25 protein-coding genes and 1 other annotated feature are annotated in these 26,040 nt (G+C 40.9%); all 25 genes read left to right on the top strand.

Going from position 1 to position 26,040, the window contains the following annotated elements:
• The first annotated feature begins 69 nt into the window (after nucleotides 1-69).
• The 25 genes from N521_RS15965 (at nucleotide 70) to ileS (ending at nucleotide 26,005) form a co-directional block, all read left to right on the top strand.
• Complete coding sequence (locus tag N521_RS15965) at nucleotides 70-849, top strand: cell division protein FtsQ/DivIB (RefSeq protein WP_035392138.1); 780 nt, start codon at nucleotides 70-72, stop codon at nucleotides 847-849.
• The gene (locus N521_RS15960; protein WP_035392136.1) at nucleotides 846-1,535 is read left to right on the top strand and encodes a DUF881 domain-containing protein; all 690 of its coding nucleotides are present in this window, start codon (nucleotides 846-848) and stop codon (nucleotides 1,533-1,535) included. The genes N521_RS15965 and N521_RS15960 overlap by 4 nt, the downstream gene beginning before the upstream one ends.
• A 20-nt stretch (nucleotides 1,536-1,555) precedes the next feature.
• Nucleotides 1,556-2,281, top strand: coding sequence for a DUF881 domain-containing protein (locus N521_RS15955; protein WP_035392134.1), 726 nt, complete (start codon nucleotides 1,556-1,558; stop codon nucleotides 2,279-2,281).
• Nucleotides 2,281-2,649, top strand: a complete 369-nt coding sequence (locus N521_RS15950; protein ID WP_003210988.1) for a small basic family protein — start codon at nucleotides 2,281-2,283, stop codon at nucleotides 2,647-2,649. Before N521_RS15955 ends, N521_RS15950 begins: the two co-directional genes overlap by 1 nt.
• Before the next feature lie 159 nt (nucleotides 2,650-2,808).
• Nucleotides 2,809-4,131 carry a cell division protein FtsA gene (ftsA, locus tag N521_RS15945; protein WP_007499754.1) on the top strand — a complete coding sequence of 441 codons (1,323 nt, stop codon included), beginning with the start codon at nucleotides 2,809-2,811 and terminating at the stop codon, nucleotides 4,129-4,131.
• Nucleotides 4,132-4,164: 33 nt separating this feature from the next.
• Nucleotides 4,165-5,310 carry a cell division protein FtsZ gene (ftsZ, locus tag N521_RS15940; protein ID WP_007499752.1) on the top strand — a complete coding sequence of 382 codons (1,146 nt, stop codon included), beginning with the start codon at nucleotides 4,165-4,167 and terminating at the stop codon, nucleotides 5,308-5,310.
• A gap of 301 nt (nucleotides 5,311-5,611) precedes the next feature.
• Entirely contained in the window at nucleotides 5,612-9,931 is a 4,320-nt protein-coding gene (locus N521_RS15935) for a S8 family serine peptidase (RefSeq protein WP_035392133.1), read from the top strand.
• Nucleotides 9,932-10,180: 249 nt separating this feature from the next.
• The gene (gene spoIIGA, locus N521_RS15930) at nucleotides 10,181-11,110 is read left to right on the top strand and encodes a sigma-E processing peptidase SpoIIGA (protein WP_035392132.1); all 930 of its coding nucleotides are present in this window, start codon (nucleotides 10,181-10,183) and stop codon (nucleotides 11,108-11,110) included.
• Between the two features lie 59 nt (nucleotides 11,111-11,169).
• Nucleotides 11,170-11,889 carry an RNA polymerase sporulation sigma factor SigE gene (sigE, locus tag N521_RS15925; RefSeq protein ID WP_007499746.1) on the top strand — a complete coding sequence of 240 codons (720 nt, stop codon included), beginning with the start codon at nucleotides 11,170-11,172 and terminating at the stop codon, nucleotides 11,887-11,889.
• A gap of 143 nt (nucleotides 11,890-12,032) precedes the next feature.
• Nucleotides 12,033-12,812, top strand: a complete 780-nt coding sequence (sigG, locus tag N521_RS15920) for an RNA polymerase sporulation sigma factor SigG (RefSeq protein ID WP_003211879.1) — start codon at nucleotides 12,033-12,035, stop codon at nucleotides 12,810-12,812.
• Nucleotides 12,813-12,962: 150 nt separating this feature from the next.
• Entirely contained in the window at nucleotides 12,963-13,901 is a 939-nt protein-coding gene (locus N521_RS15915) for a sugar-binding transcriptional regulator (RefSeq protein WP_017359359.1), read from the top strand.
• A 244-nt stretch (nucleotides 13,902-14,145) separates the two neighbouring features.
• On the top strand, nucleotides 14,146-15,390 hold the full coding sequence (locus tag N521_RS15910) for an NAD(P)H-dependent oxidoreductase (RefSeq protein WP_008344966.1): 1,245 nt from the start codon (nucleotides 14,146-14,148) through the stop codon (nucleotides 15,388-15,390).
• A 12-nt stretch (nucleotides 15,391-15,402) separates the two neighbouring features.
• Nucleotides 15,403-15,834, top strand: coding sequence for a transcriptional regulator GutM (locus N521_RS15905; protein ID WP_008354650.1), 432 nt, complete (start codon nucleotides 15,403-15,405; stop codon nucleotides 15,832-15,834).
• A 17-nt stretch (nucleotides 15,835-15,851) separates the two neighbouring features.
• Nucleotides 15,852-16,382, top strand: coding sequence for a PTS glucitol/sorbitol transporter subunit IIC (gene srlA, locus N521_RS15900; protein ID WP_003210918.1), 531 nt, complete (start codon nucleotides 15,852-15,854; stop codon nucleotides 16,380-16,382).
• A 13-nt stretch (nucleotides 16,383-16,395) separates the two neighbouring features.
• Entirely contained in the window at nucleotides 16,396-17,406 is a 1,011-nt protein-coding gene (gene srlE / locus N521_RS15895; RefSeq protein WP_024720315.1) for a PTS glucitol/sorbitol transporter subunit IIB, read from the top strand.
• A gap of 26 nt (nucleotides 17,407-17,432) precedes the next feature.
• Nucleotides 17,433-17,789, top strand: coding sequence for a PTS glucitol/sorbitol transporter subunit IIA (locus N521_RS15890; RefSeq protein ID WP_007499733.1), 357 nt, complete (start codon nucleotides 17,433-17,435; stop codon nucleotides 17,787-17,789).
• Nucleotides 17,790-17,918: 129 nt separating this feature from the next.
• Complete coding sequence (locus tag N521_RS15885; protein WP_017367201.1) at nucleotides 17,919-18,695, top strand: ABC transporter ATP-binding protein; 777 nt, start codon at nucleotides 17,919-17,921, stop codon at nucleotides 18,693-18,695.
• 79 nt (nucleotides 18,696-18,774) lie between these two features.
• Nucleotides 18,775-19,011, top strand: coding sequence for a YlmC/YmxH family sporulation protein (locus N521_RS15880; RefSeq protein ID WP_008344958.1), 237 nt, complete (start codon nucleotides 18,775-18,777; stop codon nucleotides 19,009-19,011).
• A 212-nt stretch (nucleotides 19,012-19,223) separates the two neighbouring features.
• Nucleotides 19,224-20,087 (top strand): peptidoglycan editing factor PgeF, encoded by an 864-nt coding sequence (pgeF, locus tag N521_RS15875; RefSeq protein WP_035392129.1) that lies wholly within the window; start codon nucleotides 19,224-19,226, stop codon nucleotides 20,085-20,087.
• 6 nt (nucleotides 20,088-20,093) lie between these two features.
• A complete protein-coding gene (locus N521_RS15870; protein WP_026050091.1) occupies nucleotides 20,094-20,783 on the top strand; it encodes a YggS family pyridoxal phosphate-dependent enzyme in 690 nt (229 codons plus the stop codon).
• A 1-nt stretch (nucleotide 20,784) separates the two neighbouring features.
• Entirely contained in the window at nucleotides 20,785-21,243 is a 459-nt protein-coding gene (sepF, locus tag N521_RS15865; protein WP_017359354.1) for a cell division protein SepF, read from the top strand.
• A 6-nt stretch (nucleotides 21,244-21,249) separates the two neighbouring features.
• Complete coding sequence (locus N521_RS15860) at nucleotides 21,250-21,531, top strand: YggT family protein (protein ID WP_017367203.1); 282 nt, start codon at nucleotides 21,250-21,252, stop codon at nucleotides 21,529-21,531.
• Between the two features lie 54 nt (nucleotides 21,532-21,585).
• Complete coding sequence (locus tag N521_RS15855; protein WP_025207303.1) at nucleotides 21,586-22,362, top strand: YlmH family RNA-binding protein; 777 nt, start codon at nucleotides 21,586-21,588, stop codon at nucleotides 22,360-22,362.
• A gap of 26 nt (nucleotides 22,363-22,388) precedes the next feature.
• A complete protein-coding gene (locus tag N521_RS15850) occupies nucleotides 22,389-22,883 on the top strand; it encodes a DivIVA domain-containing protein (RefSeq protein WP_008344947.1) in 495 nt (164 codons plus the stop codon).
• A gap of 59 nt (nucleotides 22,884-22,942) precedes the next feature.
• Nucleotides 22,943-23,180 (top strand) — a binding site (T-box leader).
• 59 nt (nucleotides 23,181-23,239) lie between these two features.
• Nucleotides 23,240-26,005: an isoleucine--tRNA ligase gene (gene ileS, locus N521_RS15845; RefSeq protein ID WP_008344945.1), complete on the top strand. Its 2,766-nt coding sequence runs from the start codon at nucleotides 23,240-23,242 to the stop codon at nucleotides 26,003-26,005.
• Nucleotides 26,006-26,040: the final 35 nt, after the last annotated feature.

The following is a 26,040-nucleotide window of genomic DNA, read 5'->3' as shown; positions in this document are numbered from 1 at the left end:
TAATCAATATGAGATAAAGAATGATCCAAAGGTGCGGACAAGCAGCTTTGAATGAGGTGAAGAGTATATATGCGGCCTGATCATGAAAATGAAAAGATCGTCAATATAGAAGAGCGAATCCCTAAAATTAAAGAACAAAGGAAGCAGAAAGCGAATCGGAGATTAATCTCTTTTATTTTGCTGTTTTTTATCATGGTTTTAATTATTGTCTATTTGCAAACACCAATCAGTAAAATTTCTTCTTTAACCATTACCGGTAATGAACATGTACCAACAAAACAGCTCGTTAAACTTTCGCAAATTAAAGAAGGCGAGACAGAGTTTTGGAATTTAAATAAAGATATGACAGCAGACCATATAAAGCAAAATAAATTGATTAAAAGTGTCAATATCAAAAAACATTTCCCTAATAAAGTCAGTATTGCTGTCAAAGAGTATGCAAATATTGCGTATCTGCAAAAGGGACATTTTTATTATGAGCTTCTTGAAAACGGGACGGCTTTGCCAGATGAAGTAACGCCAAGTCACGCAGGACCTATTTTTGTCGATTGGGACAATAAAGAGAAATTGAAGCAAACAGTGAGAGCTCTGAATCAACTGCCGGCTTCTATTCAGGAACTAATCTCAGAAGTATATTACGTACCGACTAGCTCCAATCAGTGGCTCGTTAAATTTTATATGAATGATGGAAACACCGTTATTGCATCAATTAAAACATTCGCAGATAAAATGACGACGTACCCTGCCATTGTCAAAGAGCTTTCGTCCTCTGAGAAAGGTACGATTCATATGGAAGTAGCTACGTATTTTGAAGCTTTTAAATCTAAGAAAAAGGAAGATGAACGTTGAGAGGCAAAACCGTCATATTCTCAATTGTAATGCTTGTTCTTGGATTTCTGATTTCTTTTTCATACCAATATACGAAGCAGCATCAAGCAGATGTCAATCGAACCGAACAATGGAAAAAAGAATATTCTTTGAAAAGTCAGCTAACAAAACAAGAAAAGGCGAATCAAAAACTTGAAAAAGAACTTTATCGTCTTCAATCAAAAGTCCAAGAAACAGAGTTTGGTTTGAAAAATGAAAAAGAGCAGTATTTCAATGTTTTGGAAGATGTTGAGAAATACAGAATGTTTACAGGAGAAATAGGTGTAAAAGGGAAAGGGGTAAAAGTATCTCTTGAAGATGCATCTTATATCCCGAGTGGACAAAATGTCAATAATTACATTGTGCATGAGAGCCACATTTTCCATGTGATAAACGAACTATTTATATCAGGGGCATCTGCTGTAGCTATAAACGGACAAAGAATCACACACCAATCATACATACATTGTAACGGTCCAGTCGTCACGGTTGATGGTGTTCAACATCCAGCACCATTTGTCATTTCTGCTATTGGAGATCCAGCTGTTTTAATTCCTGCATTAAACATTGCAGGCGGGGTGGTTGATCAGCTGACAAGTGATCATATTTCCATGACGATTGAAAAGAAGGATATTCGTATGAATCCTCTTCTAAGAAACAAAGATTAAATGTGAAAAGGTGAGTGGTGTTGAGGAAAAAGAAGCCATTACTTAGTTTGACAGTCCTGATGGTCATATTTGGCATCATGGTCTCCATCCAGTTTAACTCTCTACAAAAGCCTAAAGTTCGCGATACTCGAGACGTTTGGGAATTAAGAGAGGATTTATCTGCATCTAAAAGTAAGGAACTGGATTTGTTGAAAGAAATTGATAAATATGATGAAATGCTAAAAAAGTATGGCAACCAAGAAGATCAATCCAAAGAATCACAATTAACAAAAACGTTGAAGGATTTGAAAGAAAAGGCTGGTTTTACAGAGGTAACGGGTGAAGGAGTCGAAATAGAAATTACTCAGCTTTTTTCTAAGGAACTTACCGGAGAAGAAGTCAAAAATATACCACCTGATCTTCTGAAAAAATTAATCAACGAAGCCAATATGTTTGGGGCAAAACATATTTCCATTAATGAACACCGGCTGATTAACACCAGTGTTATTCGAGATATTAATGGTACGACGAAAATGGATGGTTACAGCATAGATGGTGATACAGTCACGATTAAGATGGTCAGCGAGCAGGCCGATAAATTATACAGCCGTTTAAATGTATCAGATATTGGTGATTTGTTTGCTCAGGAAAATTTCAGTTTGAGTATTAGACCGCCGAAGAAAAAAATTCATTTAAAAGCATTTGACGGTACAATTCAATTAAATGAATTGAAGCCTCTTGACGATGTAAAGGAGGGAAAATCTTAATGTGGCTTCCTGTACTTGGTTTAATCATAGGAGTTGCGATCGGTTTCTTAACGAATTTTACGATACCGAATGAGTATTCTAACTATCTTTCCCTCGCTGTACTTGCTGCGCTTGATACATTGATTGGTGGAATCAGAGCACATCTGCAAGGGGCATACGATGAACTAGTGTTTGTATCAGGTTTCTTCTTTAATATTATACTCGCAATAAGTTTAGCTTTTCTGGGCGTCCATCTTGGTGTAGACTTGTATTTAGTCGGAATGTTTGCATTCGGTGTTAGATTGTTTCAAAATATCGCCGTTATTCGAAGAATTCTACTAACAAAATGGACAATTTCTAGAGAAAAAAAGAAAAAAAGTGAGTCATAAAAAAGGATATACATATGATGTAACGAATATTTTCAGTAATCCTAATAAAAAATGTTGATTTTTTAAGTTTTGTTACACACTTGTAAAAACACATTCATTGTATTGTTGTTCAGCAAATAATAGAATAGAAAGTATTGATATGTGAGGAGGTGCCATAGAATGAACAACAATGAAATTTACGTCAGCCTTGACATCGGTACATCCAATATAAAAGTCATCGTCGGAGAAATGGCGGATGATTCGCTTAACATTATAGGTGTTGGAAATGTCCCTTCAGAGGGGTTAAAAAAAGGATCGATTGTTGATATAGATGAAACAGTTCATTCTATTAGACAAGCATTTGAACAGGCTGAGAGAATGGTAGGTTTTCCTTTACAAAAGGCGATAGTCGGAATTAATGGAAACCACATTCATATTCAAAATACGAGCGGCGTGGTCGCAGTGTCTAGTGAAAATAAAGAAATACATGCTGAAGATGTGAGACGTGTCTTGGATGCTGCACAGGTAGTATCTATTCCGCAAGAACATCTCGTAGTAGACGTCATTCCGAGACAATTTATCGTCGACGGAAGAGATGAGATCACAGATCCGAAAAAAATGCTAGGTGTAAGGCTAGAAGTGGATGGATCGTTAATCACTGGTTCTAAAACGATTCTACATAACTGGCTCCGATGTGTAGAGCGGGCGGGTATTGAAATTATGGATATTTGCTTGCAACCACTTGCATCGGGTTCAGCAGCGTTATCGAAAGATGAAAAAAATCTAGGGGTAGCTCTTGTCGATATTGGCGGCGGCTCTACTACGATATCCGTATTTGAAAACGGGCATCTCTATTCTACTCACAGTATCCCATTGGGCGGAGAGAACATTACAAAAGATTTGTCTATAGGACTTAGAACTTCCACTGAAGAAGCTGAACGAATCAAAAAGCAATTTGGGCATGCATTCTATGATGAGGCATCGTCTGAGGAGACATTTGAAGTTTCCGTCATCGGTACGGACCAAAAACAGACGTATACACAACTTGAAGCAGCCAATATCATCGAAGCGCGATTGGAAGAGATTCTGCTTTTTGTGGCAGAGGAATTACGCAATATGGGTGTCCATGATTTGCCTGGCGGATTCGTTCTAACAGGTGGACAGGCAGCTATACCAGGTATCCTTTCTCTGGCACAAACGGTCTTACAAAACAATGTAAGAATCGCAAGTCCTAATTATATTGGGGTCAGGGAACCTCAATATATGACAGGAGTGGGCTTGATCCATTTTGCTTATCGCAATGCAAAGATTCAGGGCAGACAGGTTGGATTCCAAATGCCGGATGAAGCATTTCATGAAGTAGGCGCGTCCATGGAGCCGGTTTCTTCTACACCACAAGTAAAAGAAGCTCAGCCAAGACCGAAAGTGAAACAAAAAGCGCAACAAGAGACAAATAAAAAACCGGGCAAAATGAAAAAACTATTTAATATGTTCTGGGAATAGAACTAGATTTTCGACGGATTAGGAGGATTCAGCATGTTGGAGTTTGAAACAAATATAGACGGCCTAGCATCAATTAAAGTAATCGGTGTAGGTGGCGGCGGAAATAACGCTGTCAACCGAATGATTGAAAATGACGTACAGGGTGTCGATTTTATTGCAGTGAATACAGATGCACAGGCGTTAAACTTATCAAAAGCAGAAACAAAAATGCAAATCGGTGCTAAGCTGACAAGAGGGCTTGGAGCAGGTGCGAATCCTGAAGTCGGTAAAAAAGCTGCTGAAGAAAGCAAAGAACAAATTGAGGAAGTCCTAAAAGGCGCTGACATGGTCTTTGTGACAGCCGGTATGGGCGGTGGAACTGGTACGGGTGCTGCACCTGTCATTGCGAAAATCGCAAAAGATTCTGGAGCCTTGACAGTTGGAGTTGTGACTCGTCCTTTCACATTTGAAGGAAGAAAGCGTCAGCTTCAAGCAGTTGAAGGGATTGCTTCTATGAAAGAAGCAGTTGATACGTTAATCGTGATTCCAAACGATCGCCTGCTTGAAATTGTCGATAAAAACACGCCAATGCTTGAAGCATTCCGTGCAGCAGATAACGTGTTAAGACAAGGTGTTCAAGGGATCTCAGATCTCATTGCAACACCAGGTTTAATTAACCTTGACTTTGCTGACGTGAAAACGATCATGTCTAACAAAGGTTCAGCTCTTATGGGAATTGGTGTCGCAACAGGCGAAAACCGTGCTGCTGAAGCAGCGAAAAAAGCCATTTCTTCACCACTTCTTGAAACAGCGATTGATGGAGCACAAGGTGTTATCATGAATATTACTGGTGGTACGAACCTTAGTCTTTATGAGGTACAAGAAGCAGCGGATATTGTTGCATCAGCCTCTGATGAAGATGTCAACATGATCTTTGGATCTGTCATTAATGATAACTTGAAGGATGAAATTGTGGTCACAGTCATCGCAACCGGTTTTATTGAGCAAGAGCCGGAAGTGACAAAACCTCAAAGAAATCCATTAGGACAAGGATTAAAGCAAAATCAATCCATTCCACAAAAGCGTGAAGTAAAACGTGAAGAACATCAGCAAACATCATCACAACCAAGACAAAATACACAGTCAAGTGATGATACATTGGATATCCCAACGTTCTTACGTAACCGCAACAAACGATAAGCAAGCACGATTCATCCCCTTCCTTTGGAAGGGGTTTTTTTATGTCTGCATGGTGAGAAGATCCTGAGCCTGATTGATATAAAAGTCTTGTTTCCGACGTGTTATTTGGAACTATCGTATGTGTTTTGGTTTGAGCCTTTTAAGTCAAAAGAATCATTTTTAATTCCCTTTACAAAAAACGACAAAATGTTGAACTTTATTTGACTACATTAATGAGAACACCATGAAACTTGTCATGATCAAAAAGAAGGGGGAGGGCCAGGATACACACTGTTTGACCATTTGAGGAGGAGGGATTTTATTGAAAGTGAAGTTTCGCAAAACCGCCGTCTATCGTTTCATGAGTCTTTTGGTGATAGGTACTTTAACGATGACAAGCTTTGGGATGGTTCAAGCAAAATCGACTTCTACCTCATATCAGGAGGAAGCCGTTTCCTCTAAGACAACAAAAGCCAAGATTTCTTCGAGATTAAAGAAGCAGTTTCAAAAGGAAGATAAGGTGACCTTCTTAGTCAAAATGAAGGAACAAACGAATGTACAAAAAGTAGCAAAAGAAGCTGTATCAAAAGCAAAAAAACAAAAATTAACTGCGGCTAAAACGCAGTACACAAAAAGATCAGCCGTTGTATCTGAGCTGAGAGCAACATCTGATGAAACGCAGCAAGCGCTCCTAGCGTATTTACAAAAGGAAAAAAAGAATAAGCAAGTGAAAGATATTCATTCCTACTATATTGTGAATGGTCTAGCTGTGACGGCAACAAAAGAAGTGATGGAAAAGGTTGCTTCTTTTCCAGAAGTAGCTCAAGTGCTGCCGAATGAAACTCGTCAACTTCATCGTCCTGTTGATTTGAAGCATGCTAAGCCAAACAAACAAATCAAAGCAGTAGATGGAATCGAATGGAATATTGCTCAGGTGCATGCACCAGAAGCGTGGGATTTAGGCTATGACGGGACCGGAACCGTTGTGGCAAGTATTGATACAGGTGTCGAATGGGATCATCCTGCGCTAAAAGAAAAATACCGCGGGTTTGATCCTGCTCGTCCGAACGAACCATCTCATGAACTGAATTGGTATGATGCCACGACAGGCTCTGAAGTCCCTTATGATGACTTGGAGCACGGGACCCATGTGACAGGCACAATGGTTGGTTCTGAGCCAGATGGAAAAAATCAAATTGGGGTCGCACCGGGAGCAGAATGGATTGCAGTGAAAGCTTTTTCAGAAGATGGCGGTACAGATGCTGATCTGTTAGATGCCGGTGAGTGGATTTTAGCCCCGAAAGATCAAAACGGAAATCCTCACCCAGAAAAGGCACCCGATGTTGTGAATAATTCGTGGGGCGGTGGGCCGGGTCTTGATGATTGGTATAAAGATGTAGTGAATGCTTGGAGAGCAGCAGACATCTTTCCAGAATTTTCAGCCGGTAATACCGATTTATTCAATCCAGGTGGTGCGGGTTCGATTGCAAATCCTGCTAACTATCAAGAAGCCTTTGCTACAGGCGCAACAGATCATGACAACAAGTTAGGGTCTTTCTCCCTTCAGGGTCCTTCTCCATATGGCGTAATGAAACCAGATATTGCGGCTCCGGGAGTAAACATTCGTTCTTCGATCCCGGGAAAAGGATATGAGGATGGGTGGAATGGTACATCGATGGCAGGTCCGCATGTCTCAGCTGTTGTTCTTCTTCTTCGCCAAGTGCAATCAGACCTTTCTGTTGATGAAATTCAGCAAATTCTCATTGAGACAGCGAAACCACTGACAGATCAGCAATTTCCTGAATCCCCTAACAACGGTTATGGGGCAGGGTTAGTTGATGCAAGAGAGGCGATTACTGCTTTAACCAATGGAATCGGTACGATTGAAGGTCAGGTGACAAAAGAAGGAGAAGATACAGAACCACCTGTTTTTTCACATAAAGGTCCGAATGAAATTTTTGCTGCAACGCCAACCCCATTAACCATCACTGCAGAAGATGGGATAGCAGTGACAAATGTTTCTTTGACTTACCGAGTAGATCAAGGTGAGTGGGAGACGTTGCAAGCCAACCGCACGGATGGAAATCATTTAAAAGGAACCTATACGGTGCAGCTCCCTGAACTTGAGGGGGAAAACGTGACATACCGATGGATTGTGAAAGATTTTGGAGAAAATGAAGCGGCATCAGATTCTTATACACTTCCAATTAAAACATCCATCACCACTGGCTACTCACAAGATTTTGAAGCATGGCCAAGTGGATGGTTCAGTGGTGGAACAAAAGATCCGTGGCAGTGGGGAAAACCGTCCACAGGTCCAAAACAAGCATTTAGCGGGGAACATGTCTACGCCACCAATTTAGACAGTCCTTATGAAAATAAAACGGACGCCAATTTGTCTATGCCGCTCATTGCTGTACCAGATTCAGGTTCTTCCTACCTGCAATATCAATACTGGCATGATCTCGAAGCCAATTATGATTATGTGCATGTCTATGTACAGCCAGAGGGTGAAGACGCCGTTCAAGTGACAGCTTATACGGGGAAAACAAATGCGTGGACAGCAGGCGAAGTTGATTTATCTGCTTATAAAGGTCAAAAAGTGAGAGTCCTGTTTCAGATAAGAACAGATGGCAGTGTCACTAAAGATGGCTTTTATTTAGATGATGTGAAAATCACAGATGAGGCTTTGTCTCAACAAGCCAAGAACCAGCTAGGTGTAATCAAAAAAGAAAAATCCACAAGCCAGAATAAGAAATCAGTTGATCCAAAAAAGGCAAAGCCTGCTAAAGTAAAAAATAAACATGTACACATTCAAAAGCAAAACAGTCATGATGCTCCGTCTATTCAAGCTCTTCCAATGAGAGCGCAAATCAGTGTTCTAGAAAGCGGAAAATCAACTTCCACCGATGAAGCGACAGGGAAATATCAGCTGTCTCAAGGAGCAGGAGAATGGACAGTGAAAGCGGAAGCTTACGGCTTTGAATCACGGTCCCAAAAAGTCAAAGTGGCATCAAAAGAAACTGCAGAAGCGAATTTCTCCTTACAGCCGCTAGAGAAACGAACGATCTCCGGCACGGTCGTCAATGAAACAACTGGTGAAAAGGTGAAGAATGCAACTGTTTATCTTGTGGAGGACGCAAAAATTGAGCCGGTGAAAACAGATGAATCCGGTGAATTTTCTCTAGAGGCATTAAGTGGTGTCTATACAGTCAAAATTTTTGCAAAAGGGTTTAAAGGCCATACGTTTACAGCGGATGTGACGGAAAAGCCACTTGAAAAGTCAGTTAAACTTGAGCCTTTTATCGGTTTTCCGGGGGAGATTGGCTACGATGATGGAACGGCTGAGAATGCACGGGCTTTCTACGATCCTGGCAATGGCTGGGCTGTGAAGTTTTCATTAGAAAAAGGAAAGAAACAAGCACAAGTCACAGGTGGTCTTTTCCGGTTTTGGACATCAGAATGGCCAGCTCCTGGAGGCGATGAATTTGCTGTTGAAGTATATGATGCTTCTGGGAAGGGTGGCGCACCAGGTGAGAAAATCGCAGGACCTTTAAAAGCAAATGCGCTGCGTAATGGTGAATGGACAAAAGTAGATTTAGAAGATCAAGCCATTACAGTGGATGGAGATTTCTATCTTGTTTATATTCAAACGAAAAAGAATACCGAATCTCCGGGACTTGCCACAGATGAAGATGGCCCTAATGCTGAAAGAAGCTGGCAGCTGACGAGCGGTGCTTTCTCTCCTTCTCCGAAAGAAGAGGGGAATTATATGATTCGTGCGCTCGTAAACTATGAAGCAGATGTACCAGAAATCACTTCTCCAAAGAAAGGAACCATAACAAATCAAGGTGAATTGACGATTGAAGGCACAGCTTCTCCGGGTCTCGATGTTGCCATTTATCAGAATGATGAAGAGGTGGCCAACGTCAAATCAGATGAGTCGGGTACTTTCAAAGAAAATGTATCTGTTCCAAGTGGAGAGCATGTCTTCACGGCGGCGACTGTAACGGATAAAGGCTCAACAAAACATTCCAATCCAGTCAAGGTGATCATCGATCAAACAGCACCGACATTGACCATTGATACACCGAAAAATGGCGACAAGTCTAATAGAGAATCACTCACGGTGGAAGGGAAAGTAGCGGATGATTATCTAGATCAAGTCACAGTCAATGGAAAAAAAGCGACCGTAAAGGATGGGGCATATTCTGCAAGGGTGCTGCTTGAGAACGGGAAAAATACAATCAAAGTGACAGCAAAAGATGCGGCTGGAAACAAAACGACTAAAAAGGTCGACATCGATGTACAATATGATGCACCTGTCATTTCTGAATTAACGCCAAAAGACAATATGAATCTATCATCAGGTGAATCGGTTAAGATTTCATTTAAAAGCAGGGAAAAGCTAGATGCCACCTTTGTTCTTCATATGCCGCTGACAAATGCTAGATCAAAACTTCAAAACACAACCGAACTGCCGATTCGTGAAGTAGCACCGGGAACGTATGAAGGGTACTGGACGGCGACATCTATTGCGAAAGCAAAAGGTGCAGTGATTGAAGTCATTGTCAAAGATGATTATGGAAATGTCACAAGACAGAAGGCAGAAGGAACACTCACCATCAATGAGAAAGAATGACAGCGAAAAAGACACGACTCTTCGGAGCGTGTCTTTTTTTGTGCAATTGATAGAGGAGACACTTGTCCAACAAATCATTCCGATGTTCTTTCTGTTTCATACGTCGACAAAAACGATAACAATCCACCAAAAGTTCTCTATCATCCCCTACAAGAATTGACAGACTTCCATCCGATGACTGTTTTATACTGGTACAAACAAGTGCAAGTACTGCTTTTGATTCTTTGTTTCAGATGAAAGGAGCAGAAGGTGGTCATTTATTTAGATGTCATTTGGCTGTTAAACTTTTGTTTTGATCTATTGCTGCTCTTACTCACAGCATTTATTCTCAAACGACAAGTGAAAAAAAGGCGATATATGTTAGGAGCTCTCATTGGATCGAGCATTGTTCTCTTGCTCTTTACGCCATTTGCAATGATTGTGTCGCACCCTTTAGGCAAACTGCTTTTTTCTGTCTTGATCGTGCTTGGAACCTTTGGCTTTCAAAGATTTCGTTCCTTTTTTCAAAATCTGTTTGCTTTTTACTTTGTCACATTTTTGATGGGAGGGGGCATGATCGGGGTTCATTCGTTTTTGCAGACAAATACAGTTATTCAAGATGGACTGCTTATTTCACAAAATGATGGATTTGGTGATCCCATTAGCTGGCTTTTTGTTCTCACTGGCTTTCCGGCCATTTGGCTGTTTTCAAAGAAACGATTAGGAGAGGTTGGTGCGAAAAAAAGACAATATGACGAACAAGTACTTGTGGAGATCCACATTCAAGGAGAAACGATCCGCTTAAATGGTCTGGTCGATTCTGGAAATCAGCTGTATGATCCATTGACGAAAACACCTGTCATGATCGCCCAGCTCGATCAGCTCACATCTATTTTCGGAGAGCCATTTATAGAAAAAATGAAACAGTTTCATCCTGTTGAAGTGATGCAAAAGCTCGATGACCATTTTCCGCTGCTTAATCGTTTAAGACTTGTTCCGTATCGCGCAGTCGGTCATGATCACGGGTTTCTACTATGCTTTAAACCAGATACGGTCGTCCTTTATACAAAAACGCATATGATCCAGCCAGCGAAGTGTTTTGTTGGGATGAGTCTAAGTGGATTATCAGCAGATCAGGAATTTCAATCCATCATTCATCCAGAGATGTTAGACGGAAAAATGATACAAGGGGTGTCGTAGTTTTTTTGTGATGTCTTTTATCTTACGAAGTCAACTGGACATTTAGAAGGGAGAAGAAGATGAAAAAATTAAAATTTAAACTCACTTACTACTGGTATAAACTCCTCATGAAGCTAGGGCTAAAGAGTGATGAGATTTATTATATTGGTGGAAGTGAGGCACTGCCTCCGCCATTATCAAAGGATGAAGAACAAGAATTGCTCGTTAAATTACCTAAAGGTGATCAAACAGCAAGAGCCATTTTGATCGAAAGAAATTTGCGATTGGTCGTTTATATCGCAAGAAAATTTGAAAACACAGGCATTAACATTGAGGATTTGATTAGTATCGGAACGATAGGCCTCATCAAGGCAGTAAATACGTTCAATCCAGAAAAAAAGATCAAACTGGCCACATATGCGTCTAGATGTATTGAAAATGAAATTTTGATGTATTTGCGCCGAAATAATAAAATCCGTTCAGAAGTATCCTTTGATGAACCGCTTAACATCGACTGGGACGGTAATGAACTGCTTTTATCAGATGTACTTGGGACAGATGATGATATTATCACCCGCGATATTGAAGCAAATGTCGATAAAAAATTACTGAAAAAAGCGTTAGAACAATTAAACGATCGTGAAAAACAGATCATGGAACTGAGGTTCGGTTTAGTTGGCGGTGAAGAAAAAACACAAAAAGATGTTGCCGACATGCTTGGTATTTCTCAGTCCTATATTTCAAGGCTCGAAAAAAGAATTATTAAACGATTGCAAAAAGAATTTAATAAGATGGTCTAAAAAAATTTTTTTGAAAGCTTTATCCCTGCACTGTCAAAGGGATCACCATTTTTTCACATCTTTCTCGTCGTAGACCGTGCATATTTTTCCATCCCACGGAGATACTGAACTTTGTACAACAGCTCCTGTAGGGAGGGAAAAAAGTGTCCAGAAATAAAGTGGAAATCTGCGGAGTCGACACCTCCAAACTGCCTGTTCTGAAAAACGACGAGATGAGAAAATTATTCAGACAGCTGCAAGATGAAGGTGACGATACAGCAAGAGAAAAGCTAGTTAATGGCAATTTGCGGTTGGTTTTAAGTGTGATCCAGCGTTTTAACAACAGAGGCGAGTATGTTGATGATCTCTTCCAAGTAGGCTGTATCGGATTAATGAAATCAATTGATAATTTTGATTTAAGCCACAATGTCAGATTTTCAACTTATGCGGTCCCTATGATCATAGGAGAAATCCGTCGATACTTGCGCGATAACAACCCCATCCGGGTGTCTCGTTCACTAAGAGATATTGCCTATAAGGCGCTTCAAGTCCGTGAGAGATTGATTAGTGAGACAAGCAAGGAACCAACGGCAGAAGACATTGCCAAAGTGTTAGAAGTCCCTCATGAGGAAATTGTTTTTGCCCTAGATGCCATTCAAGATCCTGTTTCTTTGTTTGAACCGATTTATAATGACGGAGGAGATCCGATTTATGTGATGGATCAAATTAGTGATGAACGGAACAAAGATACACAATGGGTAGAAGAATTGGCCTTAAAAGAGGGAATGCGCAGATTGAATGATCGAGAAAAAATGATTCTTCGTAAACGCTTTTTCCAAGGCAAAACACAAATGGAAGTGGCAGAAGAAATCGGTATTTCTCAAGCACAAGTATCAAGGCTTGAAAAAGCAGCAATCAAACAAATGAATAAAAATATTTTTTAAAGCCGCCGCTAATGTGCGGCTTTTTTCATTCTTTTTAGAGAACCCATCTCTAGTATTGACTCTGTTATTTTTTTCATTTAATCTGTTTTTAACAAATGTTATTTAAAATATCATTTGTGAGGGAATAGAGAAGCGGAAAGAAGGGTTATTATGACATTCCATGATGAAAGAAGGCTGCTCATTAAGGTTGCGCATATGTACTATGAAGAAGGCGCCACTCAATCTAAAATTGCAGAAGCTGTTGGGGTTAGCCGTTCGCTCATATCGAAATATTTGGCAAAAGCACGTGAAGCAGGAATCGTGGAAATCATTATTCATGATGAAGTAAATCAACAATATGGTTCGTTAGAAAGAAAAATAGAGCGAAAATACGGGCTGCGAGAAGTCGTGTGTGTGGAATCTCTCAGTCAAGAAACAACAAAAAGTCGAATAGGAGCTGCGGCTGCGGGCTTTTTATTAAAAGTCATGAAGGATGGACAAGTCATCGGTTTTTCATCAGGGACAACCTTGCATGAAATGGCGAAAGCGCTTACGTCTGTTCAGCATTTTCCGTCTGTGACATTTGTTCCGCTTGTCGGAGGCGTCGGAAATGAAGATGTTGATATTCATGCCAACTATATTATTGGAAGATGCTCAGAAGCACTCAAATCCAAATGTGAGTTTTTACATGTACCTGTCATGCTTGATACGAAAGAAGCGAAAGATGTACTCATTAGACAGCCGTCGATCAAAAAAGTCATTGAATTAGGAGAATCATCAAATATCGCGGTCGTAGGAATAGGCGGTGTTCCGCAACATTCAACGATGGTGAAATCCTATATGACAAGTGGTGAGGAAGATATCCTGCAAGCGAAAGATGTCGCGGGTGACATTTGTTATAACTTTATTGATCATACAGGTGAAGTGTATCCGCATCCGTGGAACGACCGGGTGATGGGGATCAGTCCTCAAAAACTGAAAGAGATCCCGCTTGTGATTGGTGTCGCTGGAGGAGAAGAAAAAATTGAAGCGATCAGGGCAGCGTTAGAAGGTGGATTAATTCATGTGTTAATTACAGATGAACAAACCGGAGATGCCCTATTAAAGTAACTACCTAAGCCGATTAGGTAGTTTTTTTTGAGTCTTTAGACTCAAAAAGATTGAAAATTTTATCGATTTTATCTTGACACAAAGTTGACACATCATATAAACTAAGTTCATAACAAATGATAAATAAAATAACAAATGTTACAAGAAACAGATTTTTGTTAATTTTTATAACATTTGTTAAAAGTTTCAGATTATTTTTCTAGCAATCTATTGTGAAGCAAGAAAACCTGAAAGGATGATTTAGATGTCAATTTATCAACAATTGTTAGCACGAGAACGCAGCGGAGATCCAATCAAAGTTGGGATTATCGGGGCAGGCCAAATGGGCTTTGGACTCATTTCACAAATTTCTAAAATTCCAGGTATGATTGTCGCAGGTGTTTGTGATATTCATCTTAGTGCAGCTGAGAAAGCAGCGAATTTTTACAAGCAACATGCGAAACCACATCAAATGGTCGTCACAAATGATTACAGAGAAGTGATTCAATCAGATTCTGTGGAAGTCGTTGTGGATGCAACAGGTGTTCCAGAGGTCGGAGCAAACATTTCTTTGGAAGCGCTTAATTCAAAAAAACATCTCGTTCTTTTAAATGTAGAAGTCGATATTACGATCGGTTTGGTCATGCATAAATTATTCACGAATGCAGGACTTGTTTACTCTGGATCAGCTGGAGATGAACCAGCAGCAACGCTAGAACTATATGAATTTGCAAAAACAATGGGGCTTGAAGTATTGGTTGCTGGAAAAGGTAAGAACAACCCATTCTTCCCAGAAGCAAACCCAGATACGTGTAAAGCTGAAGCAGATAGTAAACATATGAGTGCCCACATGCTGGCAGCATTCCAAGACGGAACAAAAACGATGGCAGAAATGAACCTATTAAGTAATGCAACAGGACTTTTGCCTGATAAAGTCGGCATGCATGGAGTAGAAGCGAATTTAGAAAATGTAGCAGATAAATTAAATCAAAAACAGCAAGGCGGCGTACTGGATAACTTCGGAGTCGTTGAATATGTAAACGGACTGGCACCAGGTGTCTTTGTCATCGTCAAGAGTGATCTTGAGCCAGTAGATGAAGAGCTTCGTTACTTAAAAGTTGGAAAAGGTCCTCACTACACACTGTATCGTCCTTTCCACTTAGCAAGCCTTGAAACACCAGTGACGATCGCAAAAGCAGTCTTACAACACGATTCTTCAATCCATCCAATTGGTGTACCAGTATCAGAAACTGTCGCTGTGGCGAAAAGAGATATTAAAGCAGGAGAAACACTTGATGGTATTGGCGGATACTCCGTAAGAGGTGTACTTGAAACACATCAAGACATGAAAGCGAACGGCCACATCCCAATTGGCTTAATCAGCGGAAAAGTGGTAGCGAAAAAAGATATCAAATTGGGGCAATTCCTATCTCATGATGATGTAGAACTTGATTCAAACACAACGGTCTGGAAGCTGCGTTCATTACAAGATCACTTATTTCAATCATAAGGACGTGAGGCTATGGAAAAATTAGCAATCGTACTTTGCATTATTCTGATTGTGCAGTATGGTTTATCGTTTATTCAAATCAAGTACTACCGCAAAAGCATGGATTCACTGATTGACGACTATAAAGGGAAACAAGGCTATCACTTGTTTTCAGGAATGGAGCGGCGCAAATTTGGTCCTGGAGCCATTGCGCTCATCATTGTCGATGAATCATACATCATTCAAAAGTGTCATGTGCTGGGTGGCGTCTCGATTTTGTCTAAATTTAAGGAACTGCCTTCCTATGAAGGAAAACATGTGGGGGCTGTGCTTGATGAGCATCACATGATGAAACAAACATTGAAAAAGCGCAAAAGGGGACCAGCTGTCATGCAAGCACTCTCCATGGCAGCGGAGCAGGCGCTTGTCTCGATTTCTAAAAAAAATATAACAAATGTGAACTAAGAAAGGGGAGATGAAACATGGAATGGATTCAATGGTTTGGAGAGCACTTTATCGGGATGTTTGAAGCCGGCGGAAAGCAATTCATGGGTCTTGTTACAGGTATCGTTCCAACGCTTGTTGTGTTACTTACTTTCACTTATGCTGTCATGAAGTTTATTGGAGAAGAGCGAGTGAATAGAGCGATTCAGTTTGCAGCGAAATATACCATTTTGCGCTATACGTTAATGCCGATCTTATCCGTTCTTATTTTGACAAACCCAATGGCTTATACGTTTGGCCGCTTCTTACCTGAAAAACAAAAACCAGCATTCTATGATTCAGCTGTTTCATTTGTTCATCCGGTGACATCGCTGTTCCCGTATGCCAACGCAGGAGAACTGTTTGTCTACTTAGGAATTGCGAACGGGATTAAAGAAGCTGGATACTCTATGTCAGAGCTGGCTGTTCGTTACTTCTTAGTCGGGATCGTTGTCATTTTACTTCGCGGAATCATTACGGAATGGATCACAAAGTACTTAGCAGGAAAAATGAAAGCGAATTCACAATAGGGGAGGGTTAGACATGACAAACCACAAAGTATTTGTTGCAAAAGGTGCTGGCGGATGGGGAAAAGGATTAGAGCTTGAACCAACCGGTAAAAGAAGAAAGGTCGTTTCCATTACAGGAGGAGGCATTCACCCAGTTGCACGTAAAATTGCAGAAATGACAGGGACAGAAGCATGTGATGGTTTTAAAAATTCTATACCAGAAGATGAAATGATGTGTGTTGTCATTGACTGCGGAGGAACAGCGCGAATCGGACTTTATCCAATGAAACGTATTCCAACTGTCGATGTGCTGGCATCCTCTCCTTCTGGACCGCTTGCAAAACACATTACAGAGGATATCTTCGTATCAGGTGTCACAGAAAAAGATATTTCCTTTGCGGAAGCATCTGATAGTGAAGGGAATGTAGAAGGTCAAGAAAGCAGCGGCCCAATTGACAAAGAGAATTTCAAAGAAACCTATTCAAAACTGAAAGAGGAAAATATCGAACGTCAAGAAAAAGGGAATTTCCTCATGAGATTCTCAAGAGGAATCGGGAAAGTAACCGGCACATTCTATCAAGCTGGTCGTGATTCTGTTGATATGCTCCTTAAAAACATTATTCCATTCATGGCCTTTGTCAGTATGTTAATTGGAATTATCAATTATACAAAAATCGGTGATCTGATTGCCCATTTCCTTTCACCTTTGGCAGGATCTTTATGGGGGCTCTTACTGCTCGTTGTTGTCTGTACCTTACCGTTCCTATCGCCTGTCTTAGGACCTGGGGCAGTCATTGCACAAGTCATCGGTGTTCTCATTGGTAGTCAAATTGCACTAGGGAATATTCCGCCTCAATTTGCTCTTCCAGCACTGTTTGCGATCAACGGTCAAGTAGGGTGTGACTTTATCCCGGTGGGGCTATCACTTGGTGAAGCGAAGCCGGAAACGGTACAATATGGGGTACCAGCAGTTTTGTATAGCCGTCTCATTACAGGCGTTCTATCTGTTGTGATCGCATACGTTGCCAGCTTCGGTATGTATTAAACGTATTAAAGGAGGAATCGAGATACATGGTAACACAATCTGTCGTAAAAGAAATTGGGATCTTAGTCCCGCAGTTTAAAGAAGATAAGCTGATTGTTTTATTTGGACCAGCAGCGCCGCAGGAATTAAGAGATATGTCTGTCATTCATGAGTTTGAACACTTAGAAGAAGAGCCGCTGAAATTAGGCGGAACGATTCAAGTGGGCGACCAAACTTATACCATTACTGCTTTAGGCAATAAAGCAAATGACAACTTTAAGGAACTCGGCCATATTTCGATCTACTTCCAAGAGCCGTTTGATGATGTATTACCGGGAGCTGTCTTTGCATCCCCGCATACGTTTCCTGACATTAAAGAGGGCGTACGAATTGAAATTTCGTAACCATGCAAAAAAGCTGTTCCTTAATAGGGAGCAGCTTTTTTGCGTTAGGTTTACTGATTGAAACATTTGCGATATGCTGTAGACGTTATTATTTGTATATTCAGAATTTTTATTCAGGGGGAAAAGATCGTGTCGCTTGACTTGAAGGATGTTTCTTTAAAACGAAATGGAAAATGGCTGCTTCGTTCTATTGACTGGCAGGTGAAAGACCAGGAACACTGGGTGCTTTATGGTTTAAATGGTGCTGGGAAAACGGCTTTATTAAATATGCTTTGCTCATATTATTTTCCAACGTCAGGTGAGATGACGGTGTTAGGCCATGTGTTTGGCAAGGAAGCGCTTGGTGAAAAACTAAGGAAGAAAATTGGTCTCATCTCTGCTGGTCTTGAAAAGAAGCTGCACAGAGATGACAATGCATTTGAAATTGTTTTGAGCGGGGCATTTGCTTCCATCGGACTTTATGAAACACCTACAGATGAGATAAGAGAGAAGGCGATTGATTTATTAAAAACATTTGGATCGTTTCAATATGCCAATCGCACGTATGAAACCCTGTCGCAAGGAGAGAAACAAAAAGTGCTCATCGCAAGAGCTTTAATGAATGATCCGAAGCTTCTGATCTTAGATGAACCTGTGACGGGTCTTGATTTTTTAGCAAGAGAACAAGTGCTGGAGACGATCTCATTGATTGCATCAAAACCAGATGCGCCCACATTGCTCTATACGACCCACCACGCAGAAGAGATTCTCCCGATTTTTCAGCACACCTTATTATTAAAAGAAGGTACTGTTTTTCATAAAGGGGAGACAAAGCAGATGATGACAAGTGACTTGCTTTCTTCCTTTTTTGAATGTCCAGTCGAAGTCATGTGGCAAAACGGCCGTCCTCACTTAAGTAAATTGTAGATAAGAGAAACTATTGGTCTGCTTCCCTGCTTTTCCATCATACATATTATAGTAGAAAACGAAAGGCGGGGAAGGACAGATGATCAGTATTTCTGAATTCCAAATCAAAGATGTCGTCGATGTGTCCAGCGGAAAAAAATTAGGTACTATTGGAGACATCGATATCAATGTCACGAGCGGTAAAATACAAGCGATTATCATAGGCGGTACAGGTAAAATGATGGGATTTTTCGGAAAAGAAGAGGAAATGATTGTCCCGTGGCGAAATATAGTAAAAATTGGCGAAGATGTGATACTTGTCCGATTGTCTTCTTAATTCGTGTAAACTCCTCAATCAATAGATCAAATTTTCCTTGAAACAAGCTCTCCATTCTCAGCAATCAATGTCTTTTTCGGGTAAAAAGATTACGTTTTCATATCAATTTGAAAAAAAACCTGTAGAAAGGGCACATTTGAGTGTAATATTTAATGAATCCCACTAACTGTCTTTGCACGTCTTGTGGTAAAATAGGAGCGATATAAAGAGAGATGAATGAAAGGTGGGAGGCAGCTTTGATAGACAAATATGACCCCTTTCAGCAGAAATCACCTTATGCAATGATGATTCATGATTGGACGAACATGACATGTTCTGGAAAAGAGATATTGGCCGGTTTTACGACAAAAAATGGCGGCTTTAGTCTTTCTCCATATCAATCAATGAACACTGGACTCCATGTAGGAGATGATGCTTCTAGTGTCCAAATGAATCGTCAAGTCATTGCAGATGCTACTGCTGTGCCGCTCTCTAATTGGGTGTTTGCTGACCAAACACACGAGGATCGCATCATGAAAGTCACAAAGGAACAAAAGGGAAGAGGAAGTCTTCAGTATGATGAAGCACTCTCTAGAACAGATGGTTTGTACACCTCTGAACCAAACATCATGCTCGCTCTTTGTTTCGCTGACTGTGTTCCGCTTTATTTTCTAGCGCCGCAATCTGGGCTGATTGGAACGGCTCATGCCGGCTGGAAAGGAACCGTTAAGCAAATTGGCGCCAACATGGTTGATGCATGGGTTCGCCAAGAAGGCGCTGATGCCGATCATATACAAGTCGTCATTGGACCATCCATTGGCAGCTGCTGCTACATAGTAGATGATGTTGTCATAGATCAAGTGAAACAGCTTCCTTTTACAACAGAGGATGTGTATTCCGAGATGTCACAAGGACAATACAAAATTGACTTAAAAAAACTAAACAAAAACGTATTACTTCATGCAGGATTAAAAGAAGAAAACATACATGTCAGTTCGATGTGCACAAGTTGCAATGAGCAGCATTTCTTCTCACACCGGCGTGATCAAGGGAAAACAGGACGTATGATGTCTTTTGTCGGGTTTAAGGAGGCATAAGTGCAATTGAATGTACGAGAGAATCTCAGACAAATAAATGAACAAATCAACGAAGCATGTAAAAGAGCAGGTAGACATCCAGACGATGTATCGGTTGTCGCTGTCACAAAATATGTCTCGATTGAACGAGCATTAGAAGCAAAGGATGCCGGAATTTTGCACTTTGGTGAAAATCGTGACCAAGGGTTACTTGAAAAACAGGCAGCCATAACCGATGAAAACATTAGCTGGCACTTCATCGGCAGTTTACAGACGCGAAAAGTGAAATCTGTCATTCAGACCATTGACTACTTACATTCGCTAGACAGAATGTCCCTTGCGAATGAAATTGAAAAAAGAGCGGATCACACGGTTCGCTGTTTTGTACAGGTGAACACATCACTTGAGGAGTCAAAACACGGTTTACAAAGCGAAGACGTGATTCCATTTGTCAAACAGCTGGCTGATTTCAAACATATTGAAATTGCTGGACTCATGACGATGGCTCCATTTACAGATGATCATACTGTGATACGAAACTGTTTTAAAACATTAAAAAGCCTTCAACAAGAGGTAAAACAACTGAACCAAGTAAATGCACCTTGTCAGCATTTATCGATGGGCATGTCAAACGATTTTGAAATCGCAATTGAAGAAGGTGCGACATTTGTTCGGATTGGCTCTTCACTTGTTGGAAATGAAACAGGAGGTGCGTGACATGAGCATAAAAAATAAGTTTAAAAGCTTCTTCACACTCGATGATGAAGAGTATGAGTACGAATATATTGATGAAGAAAGAGAACCAGCACAAGAAGAAAAAAACACAAAAGATAAAGCGGCATTTCAAGAGCGTCCTCAGGCAGGAAAACAAAATGTCGTCAGCTTGCAAAGCGTGCAAAAATCCTCTAAAGTGGTGTTAAGTGAGCCGCGTGTTTATGCAGAGGCTCAAGAGATTGCAGATCATATTAAAAATCGGCGTGCAGTCGTCGTCAATTTGCAGCGCATTCAGCACGATCAAGCAAAGCGAATCATCGATTTCTTAAGCGGAACGGTTTATGCAATCGGTGGAGACATTCAGCGTATTGGCTCGAATATATTCCTCTGCACTCCTGATAATGTGGATGTATCTGGCACAATATCAGAGCTATTGACAGAGGAAGAACCTCAGAGGTGGTAAACCAAAGTGATTCTATATTACATTTTTCAGTTTCTACAGACTGTATTAACGATTTACTCATTCGCGATCATTATTTACATCTTTATGTCATGGGTACCATCTGCAAGAGAAACAGCGATTGGCCGCTTCTTGACAAACATTTGCGAACCGTATTTAGAACCATTCCGTAAAATTATTCCGCCAATTGGCATGATTGACATCTCGCCAATTGTGGCATTGCTTGTGATTCGTTTCGCATCATTGTATGGACTAACTGGTCTTTATAATATGATTGTACGATTCATGTAAACAGGCTGCCGGGCTTGGCATCTGCCAGGCTCTTTTACATAAAAGGGGAACAAAATGAGCGATATTTATCAACATTTTAGAAAAGACGAACAGCCATTTGTCGACCAAGTATTAGGCTGGAAAAACATCGCACTCGATCAATATCGAATGAAATTAACAGACTTTCTTGATCCGCGTGAGCAGTTCATTACCCAGTCCGTGATTCAGCATTCTGATGAACTGGGTCTCATGTTTTTTGGCGGGTATGAGGAAGCAGAGCGAAAAAGGGCTTTGATCTATCCTGATTATTTAGCACCGTCTATACAGGATTTCGAGCTGACTTATTTTCAGGTGAACTATGCGAAAAAGTTTATTTCGATAGAACACCCCAACCTTCTCGGTTCGCTCATTGGGACAGGCCTGAAGCGTCAAAAATTCGGTGATTTGTTGTTTTCAGAGGACAATGTGCAATTTATTTGTACAAGCGATGTTGCCGATTTTGTTCGGGCTCAGCTGACGCATGTCGGCAGAGCATCTGTTTCATTAGAGGAAATTAGCAAGGCAGATCTTCAGCCAGTCATCAGCAAAACCGATATCAAAGAAGATACGATTTCTTCACTGCGGCTTGACGCTGTATGTGCTGCTGTCAGCCGTCAGTCTCGGCAAAAAGCACAACTTTTGGTCAAAAATGGTCTTGTCAAAGTAAACTGGAAAGTCACTGAAGACCCTTCCTTTACAATTGGTGAAGGTGATCAGCTCTCTGTCAGGGGATTTGGCCGCTTTAGCTTAAAAACAATTGATGGGAAGACAAAAAAAGATAAATTCAAAGTAACATTTGAGCTTCTGACATAACGAATTTGAATCTGGAGGTGGCAAGATTGCCATTAACACCTAATGATATTCATAATAAAACGTTCACAAAAAGTTTTCGCGGCTATGACGAAGATGAAGTAAATGAGTTTTTAAGCCAAGTACGTAAAGATTACGAGATCGTACTTCGCAAAAAGAACGAGCTTGAAGACAAAGTCAACGAGCTTGATGAAAGACTAGGCCATTTTGCAACAATTGAAGAAACATTAAACAAATCCATTCTTGTGGCGCAAGAAGCAGCAGAAGACGTGAAGCGTCATTCTGATAAAGAAGCGAAATTGATCATTCGTGAAGCTGAGAAAAATGCAGACCGTATTATCAACGAAGCGTTATCAAAATCAAGAAAGATTGCAATGGAAATCGAAGAGCTCAAGAAACAGTCGAAAGTCTTTAGAACTCGTTTCCAAATGCTCATCGAAGCTCAGCTTGATCTTCTGAAAAATGATGATTGGGATCATTTGCTGGAATATGAAGTTGACGCTGTCTTTGACGAAAAAGAATAAGCGCATCACCTTGACATGACGTGCTCATGTTGCATATAATACCATCATAAATTAACAAGAGATAAACGTTTGAAAGGGACACTCGCAGTTGTCACATGCGTAATTAAGCGAATCAGGGACGGTGGAAGCCTGACATTACGGGACGCTGCAATGAGATCACCCCTTTAGTTCCTTTTCTGAAATGAATGAGTAAGAAAAGGCGTCTGATCACGTTACGATTTTAGAGTGGATAAGCGGCAATTTCAAAGCGCTTGTCTAAAAGGGTGGTACCGCGAGACAAGCCTTCTCGTCCCTTATGGGATGAGAGGGCTTTTTTTATTGTTTTTTAATACGAATTTGCATGTGGAGGAATAGGTATGAACTACAAAGACACCTTATTAATGCCAAAAACAGAATTCCCGATGAGAGGGAACCTGCCGAACAAAGAGCCTGAAATCCAAGAGGAGTGGGCAGAAAAAGACATCTATCAAATGGTTTTAGAGCGGACAAAAGGACGCCCAACCTTTATTTTGCATGATGGACCTCCATATGCGAATGGTGACATTCATATGGGGCACGCACTCAATAAAATCCTCAAAGATTTTATTGTCCGTTTTAAATCAATGAATGGATTCCATGCACCGTACGTACCGGGCTGGGATACACATGGCTTACCGATTGAAACAGCCCTTACGAAAAATAAAAAAGTCAAACGCAAAGAAATGTCGACAGCAGAATTCCGTAAACTATGTGAGGAGTATGCTTGGAAGCAAATCGAAGGTCAGCGCAATCAGTTTAAACGTTTGGGCGTAAGAGCAGACTGGGACAATCCATATGTGACATTAAAGCCTGAATACGAAGCGCAGCAAATTCTTGTCTTTGGTGAAATGGCGAAAAGAGGCTATATTTACAAAGGTCTTAAGCCTGTTAACTGGTCTCCATCAAGTGAATCAGCACTTGCTGAAGCAGAAATTGAATACAAGGACAAACGTTCACCATCGATTTACGTATCATTTAAAGTGAAAGATGGCAAAGGCGTACTTGAAAACGGCGAGCAGTTCATCATCTGGACAACAACACCGTGGACACTTCCTGCAAACCTTGGCATTTGTGTACATCCAAACCTAGAGTACAGTGTGCTTCAAGTGGGTGCTGAGCGATATGTCATCGCATCTGAGCTAGTTGAACAAGTGGCAAAAACACTTGGCTTTGAAGAGTACGAAGTTGTGAAAACGTTAAAAGGTAAAGAATTAGATAAGGTCGTTGCAGCACATCCAATTTACGATAGAGATTCTCTTGTGATGCTTGGCGATCACGTCACAACAGATGCAGGAACAGGCTGTGTTCACACAGCGCCAGGTCACGGGGAAGATGACTTTATCGTAAGTATGAAGTACGGTCTTGATGTGCTATGTCCAGTAGATGAAAAAGGTGTGATGACAGAAGAAGCACCTGGTTTTGAAGGACTATTCTACGAGGATGCCAATAAAGCCATCACAGAACAGCTTGAAGCAAAAGGCGCATTGAAAAAGCTCGACTTTATCACGCACTCCTATCCGCATGACTGGAGAACGAAAAAACCAACAATTTATCGTGCAACTGCTCAGTGGTTTGCTTCCATTAAAGATTTCAGAGAAGCGCTATTAGATAATATTAAAGAAACGAAATGGGTTCCAGCTTGGGGCGAAACGCGCCTGTTCAATATGGTGCGTGACAGAGGTGACTGGTGCATTTCAAGACAGCGTGTATGGGGCGTTCCAATCCCAGTCTTCTATGCTGAAAATGGTGAGCCAATCATCACAGATGAAACGATTCAGCACGTCTCTCAATTATTTAGAGAACATGGCTCAAATATTTGGTTTGAAAAAGAAGCAAAAGAATTATTGCCTGAAGGCTTTACACATCCAGGCAGCCCGAACGGTGAATTTACAAAAGAGCAAGATATCATGGATGTATGGTTTGATTCTGGTTCTTCTCACCAAGCGGTATTAGAAGAACGAGATGACCTTGTTCGTCCGGCAGACCTTTACCTTGAAGGTTCTGATCAATATCGCGGCTGGTTTAACTCATCTTTATCTACAGCAGTTGCTGTCACAGGAAAGGCGCCATATAAAGGTGTTCTCAGCCATGGCTTTACGCTTGATAAAGAAGGACGCAAAATGAGTAAATCATTAGGCAATACGATCGATCCGACGAAAGTGGCGAAGCAGCTTGGTGCGGAGATTCTTAGACTTTGGGTATCTTCTGTCAACTATCAAGCCGATCATCCAGTGTCTGACGACATTTTAAAACAAGTCGCAGAAGTTTATCGTAAAATCCGTAACACGTTCCGCTTCTTGCATGGTAACCTGTTTGACTTTGATCCAGCAGTCAATGCAGTACCAGTCGAAGAGCTTCGCGAAGTGGATCAATATATCTTAATCAAATTAAACAAATTAATTGATAAAGTGAAAAAAGCTTATGATGATTACGAATTTGCGGTTGTCTATCATGCCATCCACAACTTCTGTACGATTGAGCTTAGCTCTTTCTATCTCGATTTTGCAAAAGATGTGGTATACATTGAGCATGCGGATCATCCAGACCGCCGCAGCATGCAAACGGTCTTCTATGAAACATTAATGGCGTTAGTGAAGCTGACAGCACCAATTCTTCCGCATACAGCAGATGAACTATGGAGCCACTTAAGCTTTGTTGAAGAGCCAAGTGTTCAGTTAACAGATATGCCAGAAGGTGTAGCTGTTCCTCAAGCAGAAGCGACAGAAGTGAAGTTTGACCGCTTTATGGAAGTACGTGACGATGTGCTAAAAGCGCTGGAAATTGCGCGTAATGAGAAAGTCATCGGACGTTCACTTGAAGCAAGTGTGACCCTTTATGCAACAGAGGAAGTGAAAAATCTTCTTGCATCCATTAAAGAAGATGTGAAGCAGCTCTTCATCATTTCTGAATTAACAGTAGAAGATGAGAAACATGCAGACGCATCAGCGCCTGAATACACATCAGGACGTATTGTTGTTCAAAAAGCAGAAGGCGAACTGTGCGAACGCTCCCGCATTATTTCAAAAGATGTTGGCGCAAATCCAAAATACCCAACATTGTCGCTCAAAAATGCTGAAATCGTGGAGAAATATTACCAGAATTAACAGCGTGATATCACCAACTAGCGCCCCGCATATAG

Origin of the sequence: Bacillus sp. UNC125MFCrub1.1 (genome assembly GCF_000701305.1) — a bacterium.
Taxonomy (GTDB): domain Bacteria; phylum Bacillota; class Bacilli; order Bacillales; family Bacillaceae; genus Bacillus; species Bacillus altitudinis.
Note: the sequence above shows the minus strand (reverse complement) of the source record. Positions and strands in the feature narration are given on the sequence as shown.

Excerpts from the sequence above, each read along its gene's own strand:
- N521_RS15965 (WP_035392138.1), top strand. The coding sequence starts at position 70 with ATGCGGCCTGATCATGAAAATGAAAAGATCGTCAATATAGAAGAGCGA.
- N521_RS15950 (WP_003210988.1), top strand. The coding sequence starts at position 2,281 with ATGTGGCTTCCTGTACTTGGTTTAATCATAGGAGTTGCGATCGGTTTC.
- ftsA (WP_007499754.1), top strand. The coding sequence starts at position 2,809 with ATGAACAACAATGAAATTTACGTCAGCCTTGACATCGGTACATCCAAT.
- ftsZ (WP_007499752.1), top strand. The coding sequence starts at position 4,165 with ATGTTGGAGTTTGAAACAAATATAGACGGCCTAGCATCAATTAAAGTA.
- sigE (WP_007499746.1), top strand. The coding sequence starts at position 11,170 with ATGAAAAAATTAAAATTTAAACTCACTTACTACTGGTATAAACTCCTC.
- N521_RS15915 (WP_017359359.1), top strand. The coding sequence starts at position 12,963 with ATGACATTCCATGATGAAAGAAGGCTGCTCATTAAGGTTGCGCATATG.
- N521_RS15910 (WP_008344966.1), top strand. The coding sequence starts at position 14,146 with ATGTCAATTTATCAACAATTGTTAGCACGAGAACGCAGCGGAGATCCA.
- N521_RS15905 (WP_008354650.1), top strand. The coding sequence starts at position 15,403 with ATGGAAAAATTAGCAATCGTACTTTGCATTATTCTGATTGTGCAGTAT.
- srlA (WP_003210918.1), top strand. The coding sequence starts at position 15,852 with ATGGAATGGATTCAATGGTTTGGAGAGCACTTTATCGGGATGTTTGAA.
- srlE (WP_024720315.1), top strand. The coding sequence starts at position 16,396 with ATGACAAACCACAAAGTATTTGTTGCAAAAGGTGCTGGCGGATGGGGA.
- N521_RS15890 (WP_007499733.1), top strand. The coding sequence starts at position 17,433 with ATGGTAACACAATCTGTCGTAAAAGAAATTGGGATCTTAGTCCCGCAG.
- N521_RS15880 (WP_008344958.1), top strand. The coding sequence starts at position 18,775 with ATGATCAGTATTTCTGAATTCCAAATCAAAGATGTCGTCGATGTGTCC.
- pgeF (WP_035392129.1), top strand. The coding sequence starts at position 19,224 with ATGAATGAAAGGTGGGAGGCAGCTTTGATAGACAAATATGACCCCTTT.
- sepF (WP_017359354.1), top strand. The coding sequence starts at position 20,785 with ATGAGCATAAAAAATAAGTTTAAAAGCTTCTTCACACTCGATGATGAA.
- N521_RS15855 (WP_025207303.1), top strand. The coding sequence starts at position 21,586 with ATGAGCGATATTTATCAACATTTTAGAAAAGACGAACAGCCATTTGTC.
- ileS (WP_008344945.1), top strand. The coding sequence starts at position 23,240 with ATGAACTACAAAGACACCTTATTAATGCCAAAAACAGAATTCCCGATG.